Here is an 11,648-nt window from a genome sequence, read left to right as displayed (position 1 = left end):
GTTCAGTAATGCGGCACGTTCGGGTCGCGCTCGCGCGCCCAAGCCTCGATGCCGCCGGAAATGTTGGCGACATGCTCAAAGCCGTGGTGCGCAAGAAAGGCCGCGACCTGCATGCTGCGGCCACCGTGGTGGCACAGGCAGGCAATGGGGCGCTTGGGGTCGAGCTCATGCAGGCGCACCGGAACGACCCGCATGGGCATCTGCTGCAGCTCGAAGCCCTCGGGGCGCACGCTCGCCGTCTGCCACTCCCACGGCTCGCGCACGTCGAGCACCAAAGGCTCGCCATGGGCACGGGCTGCGGCGAGCCAGGTGTCGAGGTTGCGCGGGGAGACTTGTTCGATCATGGAGACCTGAGGCGCGGAGCCGTTCAAAAAACGAAATGCGATGGTTCGGGGAAGTGCAGCAGGCGCGGCGCCACCGTGTCCCAGGGCTGAGTGGTGGTCCACTGGTTCTCGCTGCGCCGGCGGACGACCGTCGCGCGCATGATGGGCTCTTCGCCAACGATGCCGAGCAAGCGTCCGCCGACCTTGAGCTGATCGAGCAGGATCTGCGGCACCTCGGCAACCGAGCCGCTGAGCACGATGAGGTCGAACGGCTGATCGGGCTGCGGACCGAGTGCAGCATCGCCGAGCCGCACGTCCACATTGGTGATGTTGGCGCGTGCCAGGTTGGCGCGCGCCATCTGGACCAGTTCGGGCTCGAGTTCCACGGTGACGACGTGCTGCGCCCGCTTGGCGAGGAGCGCGGCCATATAGCCCGAGCCCGCGCCGATTTCGAGCACGCGCTCGTGTCGGCGCGGCGCGGCTTCCTGCAGCATACGGGCTTCGATCTTGGGCGCGAGCATGACCTGGCCGCGGGCACCGCCTGCGCGCAGAGGAATTTCCATGTCGCTGAAAGCCAGCGACCGGTAGGCGGCAGGCACGAAGTCTTCGCGGCGAACCACCGAAAGCAGCTCCAACACTCCGGGGTCGAGCACTTCCCAGGGCCGGATTTGCTGCTCGATCATGTTGAACCGTGCACGTTCGATGTCCATCAAAAATACTCCTATGGGTATACTAGCCGATTCCGGTTCATTGTACCGGCGCAGGGTTTTGCGCCGCCTTGCTCGCGGGCGCTGCGTCCGGGCCGGTGGGCTGCACCCTGAACACGCGGCGCAGCCATTGCGCCAGGTCGTCCATGTAGCAATAGACCACCGGCACCACCACCAGCGTGAGGATGGAGGAGGTGATGACGCCGCCGATGACCGCCTGGCCCATCGGCGCGCGCTGCTCGCTGCCCTCGGTCAGGGCGAAGGCCAGCGGCACCATGCCGAACACCATGGCCAGGGTCGTCATGAGGATCGGGCGCAGGCGCACCCGGGCGGCGTGCAGCAGCGCATCGGTGCGGTTCATGCCGGGGATCACCGTGCCGTCGGGCTGTACCTGGTCTTCGCGCGAGCGAATGGCGAAGTCCACCAGAAGAATCGCATTCTTGGTGACCAGCCCCATGAGCATCACGATGCCGATGATCGAGAACATCGACAGCGTGGAGCCGAACATCATCAGCGCGAGCACCACGCCAATGAGCGTGAGCGGCAGCGAAGTCATCAGCGCCAGCGGCTGCAGGAAGCTCTTGAACTGGCTCGCCAGGATCATGTAGATGAAGATCACCGCCATCGCCAAGGCCGAGACCGCATAGGCAAAAGACTCGGCCATGTTCTTCGTCGAGCCGCTGAACTGGTAGCTGTACCCCGGTGGGAAGCTGATGCCCGCCAGCGCCGTTTTGATGTCGTTGGACACTTCGCCCGCGGAGCGGCCAAAGTTGTTGGCGGTGATCGCCACCTCGCGCGTGAGATCACGCCGGTTGATCTGGTTGGCGCCGGTGCCGGGGCGCAAGGTGGCGACTTGGTTGAGCCGCACCACACGCGCGCTGCCGTCGGCATTCGTGCCCACCGTGAGCGGCAGCCGCTCCAGGTCGGGCAGCGCGGTGCGCGCCTCGGGCGCGAGGCGCACGTTGACGTCATAGGTCTCGTCGTCGGGGGCGCGCCAGTTGCCCACGGTCTGGCCGGCGATCAGCGTGCGCAGCGCGCTTCCAATCGAACTCACCGACAGTCCGAGGTCTGACGCGGCTTCGCGGCGCACGTCGACCTCGATGGTGGGCTTGTTCGGCTTGAGGCTGGAGTCGAGATCGACCAGGCCCGGGATGTGCTCGATGCGCTGCATCACGAGGTTGCGCAGGCGTTCGAGTTCTTTGAGGTCCGGCCCTTGCAGCGAGAACTCGATCTGCTTGTTGCCGCCCACCGGGTCGAGCAGGCCCACATGCGTGACCGTGATGCCCGCGATGCGTTGCAGCCGCTCGCGCAGCACGGCCGACATCTGGTCCACGTTGCGCGTGCGCTGCTTGCGGTCGACCAGCCGCACATAAATGCTCGCGTACATCTTGCCGGCGGCGACGCCGGAGTTGATCGTGGTCAGCGTGTAGCGCACCTCGGGGAAACTGCGGATCACCGCTTCGACCTGTTTGGCGCGTGCCTCGGTGTTTTCGAGCGAGGAGCCTACCGGCGTATAGAAGTTGACGTAGGTCTCGGAGAAGTCGGCCTTGGGCACGAACTCGGTCCCGAGCAGCGGCACCAGGGCCACGCTGGTGCCGAACACCCCCAGCGCAATCGCCACCGTGGCCAGTTTGTTCGCGAGCGACCAGCGCAGGATGCCCTGGTAGAAATCCGCCAGCGCGTCGGTGGCGCGCTCGAACCAGCCTGTGACGCGGCCGATGGTCTTGTCGTAGAAGGTCGCTGGCGCTTGCCGCCGACCGTGCGCTTCGATGCTCGGGTCGTGCCAGATGGAGGAAAGCATCGGGTCGAGCGTGAAGCTCACGAACATCGAAATCAGCACCGCCGCGACGATGGTGATGCCGAACTCGTGGAAGAACTTGCCGATGATGCCGCCCATGAAGCCGATCGGCATGAACACCGCCACGATGGACAAGGTGGTGGCCAGCACCGCCAGCCCGATTTCCTGCGTGCCTTCGAGCGCCGCCGTGTACGGCCCCTTGCCCATCTGCACATGGCGCACGATGTTTTCGCGCACCACGATGGCGTCATCGATCAACAGACCCACGCACAGCGACAAGGCCATGAGCGTCACCATGTTGATGGTGAAGCCAAACAGGTTCATGAAGAGGAAGGTGCCGATCAGCGAGATCGGCAGCGTCAGCCCGGTGATGACGGTGGAGCGCCAGGAATTGAGGAACAGGAAAACGATCAACACCGTAAGCAGCGCGCCTTCGATCAGCGTGCGCCGCACGTTTTCCACCCCGACCCGTATCGGGCGCGAGGCGTCGTTGACCGGCTCGATGCGCACGCCGGGCGGTAGTTGCGGCAGCAACTCGGCGGTGGTTCGCGTGAGGCCGTCGATCACGGCGATGGTGTTCTCGTCCTGCGCCTTTTGCACCGTCAGCAGCAAGGTGCGCTCGCCGTTGTAGAGCGCGAGCGTGTCGAGTTCCTGCGCGCCGTCTTGGACGCGCGCCACCTGGTCCAGCCGTACCGGCACGCCGTTCTTGCGCGCGACGATCAGGGCACCAAAGTCCTCGGGGCGTTGCACGCGCGCGTCGATTTGCACCACGTTCTCCTGCGTGGGCGAACGAACCGCGCCCAGCGGCAGTTGCTGGTTTTCGCCGCGCACGGCGCTGGCGACCTGCTCGGGCGTCACGCCCCAGGCTTCGAGTGCCTTGGGGTCGAGATAAAGGTTGATCTCGCGTTTGGTGCCGCCCACGATGTTCACGGCGCCGACGCCACGCACGTTTTCCAGGCGTTTCTTGAGCACCTGGTCGGCCCAGTTGGTGAGTTCGATCGCGTTCATCGCCTGGCCCCGGCTCGCATCGGGCAGCACGGCGAGCGACCAGATGGCGCGGCTCGAGGGGTCGAAGCGCTGCACGCGCGGCTCTTTGACCTCGGTGCGCAGGCTCGGGCGGATGGCTGCGACCTTTTCGCGCACGTCGTCGGCCGCTTTGCGCCCGTTGATGTGCAGCTGGAATTCGATGATGACGACCGACAGGCCATCGTAGCTGCGCGAGGTGAGCGCATTGATGCCAGCGATCGAGTTCACGCCCTCCTCGATCTTCTTCGTCACCTCACTCTCGACGATCTCGGGCGAAGCGCCCGGGTACTCGGTGGTGACGACGACCACTGGGAAATCGATGTTCGGGAACTGGTCGATCTGCAGGCGTTGGTAGGAGAACACCCCGAGCACGACGATGGCGAGCATCACCATCGTGGCGAAGACGGGGTTACGCAGGCTGACGCGCGTGAACCACATGATGCTTCAGCGCGAGGCGTGGGAAGCCGAGGCGGCCGGCTGCGCGGTTGCGCTGGCGCCCGGGTTGGCCGCAGGGGCCGCAGGCGGTGCCGCGAGGCGCAGTTCCGTGCCGGCGCGCAGCGCGCCGACGCTGCCCGCGAGTACCAGCGCGCCGTCGGCGATGCCTTCGACGGCAGCGTAGCGCTCGCCGCCGGCCAGGCCACGATCGAGCACCCGCACCGTGTGGTGCGCGACGCGCGCGCCCTCGACGGTTTGCACATAGGGTTCGGGCTTGTCGGTGCGCACCGCGTCGAGCGGCACGGCCAGCGCCGTGCGCGTGCCCAGCGCCAGCGTTCCTTGCGCAAACAAGCCCTGGCGCAGGCCCGACGCCGTCGGCAGACCCAGATACGCCAGCACGCCGCGCGTGCCGGCCTGCGTGGCCGGGTTGAGCCGCAGCACGGTGGCCGCAAGCGGCTCGGTGAGCCCATCGACCTGCACGGTCGCGGACATGCCCACACGCACGCGCGATGCGTCGTCGGCCGACAGCGGCACTTCCAGCTCCATCCGGCGCGGGTCGACGATTTCGACGATGCGCGCATCGATGCCGACGCGCTCGCCGTTTTGCGCCAGCCGCTGCGACACCACGCCTGCGATCGGGGCGGTCACCACCGTATCGGCCAGCGCCTTGCCCGTCACCTCGGCCGCGGCCTGCGCCGCGCGCAGGTTGGCCTGGGCGGCTTCCAGGTTGGCCTGCGAGGTTTCGAGCGCGGTTTTGGAGATGAAGCCCTGATCCACCAGCGCGCGATTGTTGTCGTACTGCCGCTGCGCGATCGCCACCTGCGCGCGCGCGGCGTCGGCCTGCTGGCGGGCTTGCAGGTCGCGGGCGCGGTATTCGGTCGGGTCGATGCGCGCGAGCACGGCCCCGGCAGCGACGGCGTCGCCTTCGCGCACGCCGAGCCCCTGCAGTTCCCCCGCCACACGCGCTTTCACCACCGCGGCATTCGCGGCCTTGACCGTCCCCGTGATAGGCAGGCCGAGCGTGAGTTCACGCACCCGCGCGGGCTGCACGTCACCGGCGGCGAGTTCGATCACCGGCGCGGCTTTCGGCGCGGCGTTCAGGGCTTGCTGTGCCGCGCGCCGGTTGGCCACGAGGCGCAGCACACCGGCGGCCAGCAGCGCGAGCACGAGCAGGGCAATGATCCATTTCCAGCGTTTGTTCATGGGGTCTTGGGTTCGGGTGGGGCGGGCGAATCTGGGGTGCCGGGTGCGGCGTCGGCGCGCAGGCCGCGCAGCAGCAGTTCGGCGTGTTGCGCGATGTAGGCTTCGGGCTCGATGCGCGCGAGGGCGTCGCAGCAAGGGCCGAGCGAATGCTTCCAGAGCACGAGGAACAGCAGCGGCGCGAGGATCAGGTGCACCGTTGTGTCGATCGGCACGGGGCGAAATTCGCCGCGCGCGATGCCGCGCTCGAGCACGCGGCGCAGCAGCGCGGTGCCCGGTTCGACCACCTCGTCGCGGAAGAACACCGCCAGTTCGGGGAAGTTGCTCGCTTCGCTGATGATGAGCTTCGAGATGCCGGAGGCTTTGGTGGCGCCGTAACGCGCCCACCATTGCTGCAGGAAGTGCAACAGCAGGGCGTCGCTCGGGCCCTCGAAGCTGTCGAGCTCGCCTGCGCTTTCGTGCACCACGCGGGCCAGGTTCTCTCGCACCACGGCTTTGAACAGTTCTTCCTTGCTCGGGAAGTAGAGGAACAGCGTGCCTTTGGACACGCCGGCCCGGGCGGCCACTTCTTCGGCGCGTGTGGCCGCAAAGCCTTTTTCGACGAACAGGTCGAGCGCGGCATCGAGCAACTCACCGGGCCGCGCCTCCTTGCGCCGCTCGCGCCGATGCGCGCTGGCTTCGGCGGACTCGCTGGCGGCGGTGGTGGAGGGGGCAGACATGGAGGCTTTTACTGACTGACTGGTTAGTAAGGAGTCTAACCGGCCGGCATCCAGGCGTCAATCGCAGCCACCGACCTCATTTGAACGCTCTGAATTTGAGAGCGACACCGCCTCATTTCACGCCGGAGAACCGCCGAAAACCTCAGAAAAACGCTTGCAGACCCGTCTGTGCGCGGCCGAGGATGAGGGCGTGGATGTCGTGGGTGCCTTCGTAGGTGTTGACGGTTTCCAGGTTGATCATGTGGCGGATCACGTGGTACTCGTCATGGATGCCGTTGCCGCCGTGCATGTCGCGTGCCATGCGGGCGATGTCGAGCGCCTTGCCGCAGGAATTGCGCTTAATCAGGCTCACCATCTCGGGTGCGGCCTTGCCCTCGTCCATCAGCCGGCCCACGCGCAGGCAGGCTTGCAGGCCGATGGCGATTTCGGTCTGCATATCGGCCAGTTTTTTCTGGATCAGCTGGTTTTGCGCCAGTGGCCGGCCGAACTGCTGGCGCTCCAGCGTGTATTGACGGGCGCGCAGCCAGCAGTCTTCCGCCGCGCCCAGCGCGCCCCAGGCAATGCCGTAGCGCGCCTTGTTGAGGCAGCCAAACGGGCCTTTGAGGCCGGCGACATTGGGCAGCAGGTTCTCGGCGGGAACGAAGACCTCGTCCATCACGATCTCGCCGGTGATGCTGGCGCGCAGGCTCATCTTGCCCTCGATCTTCGGTGCCGAGAGGCCTTTCATGCCTTTTTCGAGGATGAAGCCGCGGATGCTCTCCTGCCCGCCCACCTGGCCGGAGGCGTCTTCGAGTTTGACCCAGACCACGAACACATCGGCAATCGGCGCGTTGGTGATCCACATCTTCTGTCCGCGCAGCACATAGCCGCCGTCGACCGGCTTGGCGCGGCTGAGCATGCTGGCCGGATCGGAGCCGTGGTTGGGCTCGGTCAGGCCGAAACAGCCCACCCACTCGCCGCTGGCGAGCCGCGGCAGGTATTTCTGCCGCTGGGCCTCGCTGCCATAGGCGTGGATCGGGTGCATGACCAGCGAGCTCTGCACGCTCATGGCGCTGCGGTAGCCGCTGTCGACGCGCTCGACCTCGCGCGCAATGAGGCCGTAGCTCACATGGTTGAGGCCCGCGCAGCCGTAGCCCTCAATCGTCGGGCCGAGAAAGCCCATGGTGCCGAATTCGTTCATGATCTCGCGGTCGAAGCGCTCATGCCGCGCGGCCATCAGCACGCGCGGCTGCAGTTTGTCTTGGCAAAAGGTGTGCGCGGCCTCGGCGATGGCGCGCTCGTCGTCGCTCAACTGCGCGGTCAGCAGCAGGGGGTCGGCCCAGGGGAAGGCGGTTTTCATGCGGGGGCTCCTCGAGGTGAAACAGGGTCAAAGATGGCTGGTGTTGGCGCGGACTTCATCGAGGCTCGTCAGACCCTGAAGGACCTTGAGGATGCCGTCTTGCCGCAGGGTGCGGAAGGCGCCCGCGCGCATCGCCGCATGTTGGATCTGCTGCGGGGCGCCGCGCTGCTGGATCAAGCGGCGGATTTCCAGGTTGACGCGCAGCAGCTCATGCAGCCCCACCCGGCCCCGATAGCCGGTGTGGTTGCACGCGGGGCAGCCGGGGCTGCGGTGATGCCGCAGCGGTGATTCGCTGCCGAGTTGTGTCTGCCAGTCCTGCCGTACCGCCTGAGCGGTCGGTCGCAGGTCGTCGGGGAAGCCCAGCAGGTAGTCGTCGACCAGTTCGGTCAGCATCTCGGCACTCAGCGGTTCTGCCACGCGGCAGTCTGGACACAGACGGCGCACCAGGCGCTGCGCGAGCACCGCGAGCAGCGAATCCGAGAAATTGAAGGGGTCCATCCCCATGTCGAGCAGCCGCGTGACCGTCTCGGGCGCGCTGTTCGTGTGTAGCGTCGACAGCACCAGGTGGCCGGTCAGCGACGCCTCGACCGACATGTGCGCGGTTTCGACGTCGCGGATTTCACCGACCATGATCACGTCGGGGTCGGCGCGCAGAAAGGCGCGCAAGGCTTTGGCAAAGGTCCAGTCGATCTTGGGGTTGACCTGAACCTGACGCAGATCCGGATTGGTGATTTCCACCGGGTCTTCGGCGGTCCAGATTTTCCGCTCCGGCGTGTTGATGTGCTGCAGCAAGGAGTGCAAGGTCGTCGTCTTGCCCGAACCCGTCGGGCCGACGCACAGAATCATGCCGTAGGGCCGCTCGACCACTTCGCGCAGCGTGGCCAGATTTGCCGGCGCGAGGCCCAGCTCCTGGAGCGGAACGGGCTTGGCCGACGCCAGAATGCGCAAGACCACGTCCTCGGCGCCGCCGAAGGTGGGAATGGTGGCCACCCGCAGCTCGATGTTTTGCCCCGGCACGAATCGCGCGAAGTTGATCTTGCCGTCCTGAGGCTTGCGCCGCTCGGAGATGTCGAGGTCGCACATGATCTTGATGCGCGCGACGATCGCGGCGCGGTAGGTGTGCGGCAACTCCATGTAGGGTTCGAGCCGCCCATCCTTGCGCAGCCGAATGCGCACCTTGCGCCGGTTCGGGAAGGTCTCGATGTGGATGTCCGAGGCCCCTTGCTGGTGCGCCTCGATGATCAGGGTGTGGATCAGCCGCACGAGCTGGTTGTCGCTCTGCTCGATCAGCGGCTCGTGCTCCTCGTCGGCGGGCGCTTCGAACTGTTCGAGCTGCTCGAGCAGCTCGCCGGCCTTGAACGCGGCGGGGTCGTCGGGCCATTCGACGACGCCGGGGGCGACTTCGGGCGCACCGCCCAGCCGGCGGTAGATCTCGGCGATGTCCCGCTCTTGAATGGGCGCGGCGGCCAGTGCCGCGACGACCTTGGCCTGAGTCGCAAATTCGATTTCATCGAGCACGCCTTGGCGGGTCGGGTCGTCGCTGGCGACGATGAGCGTGCCCGAGCGCCACAACAGCGGCACGATGCGCAGACGTCGGGCCAGCGCAAACGGCACCCGCCGCACCGCTTCGGCATCGATCGGGAACTGCTTCAGATCGACGATGGGGTAGCCCATCTTGCGCGCCAGCGCCATCTGCAGGTCATGGCGCGAGAGCTGACCCGAACGCACCAGGATTTCGCCCAGCGGCACGCTGCGCTCGGTTTTTTGCCGCTCCAGCGCTGCTTCGAGCTGCTCTGGCGTGATCATGCCCAGACCGGTCAAGGCCTCGCCCAGACGCACGAGGGGCATGCGCGCCTGCGCCTCCAGCGCCTCGAGGAGCTGCTCCGGCGTGACGATTTTTTCGCTGACGAGATAGTCGCCGAGCTTTCTTTGCCGCAGGCGGTCCTGCTCCTGCAAGGCTTGCTCGACCTGGGCGGGCGAAACCACCTTCTGTGCCACCAGCACTTCACCCAGAGCCGCCCCGATCTGGGTCTGAGCAATCACCCCCCGCGGGATGAACACGCGGCGCACGCGGTCGTGCTCGTCGATGGGCTCGAACAGGAACAGGCCTTGCGGCGTTTCCGTGTGTCCGATCGTTTCCCCCTCGAACACCGTCTCATCCCTCAGCCGCACGCGGTAGGGCAAACGGGCGCGGTATTCGACCAGTTGCGCCTGGGGCCCGGAGCTCGCAGACGGAGTAGCCGGGCTCAGCGGCGTGAGGATGCGCAGTCGGCGGAACATGGAGAACTGCACCGGCAGGCGCGCACGCGAAGGCGGAACGCGTATCCAGGCCGTCTCGGCCAGCGGATCGAAGCCCACCAGCAGGCAGCGGCGGGTCTGGCCGTTCAAGCCTTCGACCTCACACTCCCATTCCCCCTCGACGCCTTCGGCCTGCGCGTAGCTGGCAAAAGGCGGCAAGGGCCACTCGATCGTGGGGGCAGGCGCGGCGGTGGTCATCGGGGCTTCAGGCGGGCACATGGGCGAGGGTGGAGCAGGGCAGGCGCTGCGCGATTATGATGGCCGAGACCCTGTTCTGCCCAGCCTAGCGTTGATTGAAAACCCCATGAACACACCGCAGCCCCTGACGCCTTCCGAGCCGCAAACCCTGGTGCTCGGCGGCGGCTGTTTTTGGTGCACGGAAGCCGTGTTCAAAGAGGTGCGCGGGGTGCTCGATGTCGAGTCCGGCTACAGCAATGGCCAGGTCGAGCGGCCGAGCTACGAAGAGGTGTGCAGCGGGCGCACCGGTTGCGTCGAGGTGGTGCGCGTCGTCTACGACCCGGCGCAGGTGTCCACGCGCGAGTTGCTCGAGGTGTTCTTTCTCATCCACGACCCCACCACGCTCAACCGACAGGGGCATGACGTGGGCACGCAGTACCGCAGCGGCATCTACTACACCACGCCCGAGCAGCGCGCAGTCGCCGAAGCGCTGATCCGTGAGATGAGCCAAGACCCTCTCTACGCAGCCCCCATCGTCACCGAGGTGCTGCCGCTGGCGAACTATTGGCCGGCCGAGGCGTACCACCAGGACTACTTCGAAAAGCATCCCACGCAAGGCTATTGCCTCGCCGTCGCCGCGCCCAAGCTGGCCAAGTTCCGCCAGACCTTCGCGCGGCTGGCGCGCTGAAGGCAACGCTGAATCAGTCCGCCTGAGCCAGCGTTTCGCGCCTAAGCCAGCGCGCCCGCGCGTGCGGCCACAGGATGATGAGCGCCAGCCCCAGCAGCACCAAGGCGGCCGCGCCGAGTTTCCATGGCGGCAGCGGCTCGCCGAGCCAAAACGCCGAGGCACCCATGCCGAACACCGGCACCAGCAAAGCCAGTGGCGCGACCGACGCCGCCGGGTGTCGCGACAGCAGCCAGTTCCAAGCGCCGTAGCCAAACAGTGTGTTGCCCAGCGCCTGCCAGGCCACCGCAGCCCAGGCGGCGGCCGAGGCGTGCTGCACACCGGTCCACAGTGCTTGCGGACCCTCGAACACGAGCGAGAGCAGCGCCAGCGGCGGCGCGGCAAAGGCGCTGCTCCAGACCATGAAGCCCAGCATGTCCACGCGCCCGGCTGACTTCGCCACCAAGTTGGCGCAGGCCCAGAAAAACGCCGCCAGCAACACCAGCGCGAGGCCCAGCACGCTGAGCGTTGCATCCACATGCCCGGCAATCAGACCGAGTCCGCCCACCGCGCAGAGCAAGCCCACGATCTGGTAGGTCCGCACCCGCTCGCCGTGCAGCAGCATGGATAAACCAATGGTGAAAAACACCTGCACTTGGATCACCAGCGAGGCAAGCCCCGGCGTGATGTGCCCGCGCATGGCCAGAAACAGCAACCCGAACTGCCCCACGCCCAGCAGCACCCCGAACGCAGCGAGCGTGCGCCAGCGCACGGCGGGCCGGCGGATGAACAGCATCCACGGCAGCGCCGAGGCGGCAAAGCGCAGCGCGGCGAAAGCCAGCGGCTCGAAGGCATCGAGCCCGTAGCGGATGACGACGAAGTTCGTGCCCCAAACCGCGACGACGGCGAGGGCGAGCAACAGATGGGTCCAGGGCATGCGCAGGGCGTTCGGCGGGAGGGGT

Annotated in this window: 9 protein-coding genes; 1 reads left to right on the top strand and 8 read right to left on the bottom strand. The window is 66.8% G+C overall.

The annotated features are described in order from the left end of the window. Positions 1 to 2: 2 nt before the first annotated feature. From EDC62_RS02200 to EDC62_RS02170, 7 genes are all read right to left on the bottom strand, one after another. Positions 3 to 344: a rhodanese-like domain-containing protein gene (locus EDC62_RS02200; protein WP_124219984.1), complete on the bottom strand. Its 342-nt coding sequence runs from the start codon at positions 342 to 344 to the stop codon at positions 3 to 5. A 23-nt stretch (positions 345 to 367) separates the two neighbouring features. Further along, a complete protein-coding gene (locus tag EDC62_RS02195) occupies positions 368 to 1,033 on the bottom strand; it encodes a protein-L-isoaspartate O-methyltransferase family protein (RefSeq protein WP_124219982.1) in 666 nt (221 codons plus the stop codon). Positions 1,034 to 1,070: 37 nt separating this feature from the next. Next, complete coding sequence (locus tag EDC62_RS02190) at positions 1,071 to 4,292, bottom strand: efflux RND transporter permease subunit (RefSeq protein ID WP_124219979.1); 3,222 nt, start codon at positions 4,290 to 4,292, stop codon at positions 1,071 to 1,073. 6 nt (positions 4,293 to 4,298) lie between these two features. Next, positions 4,299 to 5,492, bottom strand: a complete 1,194-nt coding sequence (locus tag EDC62_RS02185; protein ID WP_124219977.1) for an efflux RND transporter periplasmic adaptor subunit — start codon at positions 5,490 to 5,492, stop codon at positions 4,299 to 4,301. Then, positions 5,489 to 6,208 (bottom strand): TetR/AcrR family transcriptional regulator, encoded by a 720-nt coding sequence (locus tag EDC62_RS02180; protein ID WP_124219975.1) that lies wholly within the window; start codon positions 6,206 to 6,208, stop codon positions 5,489 to 5,491. The genes EDC62_RS02185 and EDC62_RS02180 overlap by 4 nt, the downstream gene beginning before the upstream one ends. Before the next feature lie 142 nt (positions 6,209 to 6,350). Beyond that, a complete protein-coding gene (locus EDC62_RS02175) occupies positions 6,351 to 7,547 on the bottom strand; it encodes an acyl-CoA dehydrogenase (protein ID WP_124219972.1) in 1,197 nt (398 codons plus the stop codon). Between the two features lie 27 nt (positions 7,548 to 7,574). After that, positions 7,575 to 10,043, bottom strand: a complete 2,469-nt coding sequence (locus EDC62_RS02170; RefSeq protein ID WP_245968710.1) for a GspE/PulE family protein — start codon at positions 10,041 to 10,043, stop codon at positions 7,575 to 7,577. Positions 10,044 to 10,149: 106 nt separating this feature from the next. Between EDC62_RS02170 and msrA the strand changes: the two genes are divergently transcribed. After that, entirely contained in the window at positions 10,150 to 10,710 is a 561-nt protein-coding gene (gene msrA, locus EDC62_RS02165) for a peptide-methionine (S)-S-oxide reductase MsrA (RefSeq protein WP_124219970.1), read from the top strand. A 13-nt stretch (positions 10,711 to 10,723) separates the two neighbouring features. On the opposite strand, the gene EDC62_RS02160 is transcribed toward msrA, so the two are convergent. Beyond that, a complete protein-coding gene (locus EDC62_RS02160) occupies positions 10,724 to 11,623 on the bottom strand; it encodes an EamA family transporter (RefSeq protein WP_124219967.1) in 900 nt (299 codons plus the stop codon). Positions 11,624 to 11,648 lie beyond the last annotated feature (25 nt).

This window comes from Tibeticola sediminis (assembly GCF_003843835.1).
GTDB lineage: Bacteria > Pseudomonadota > Gammaproteobacteria > Burkholderiales > Burkholderiaceae_C > Tibeticola > Tibeticola sediminis.
This window is presented reverse-complemented; position numbering and strand designations above follow the sequence as displayed.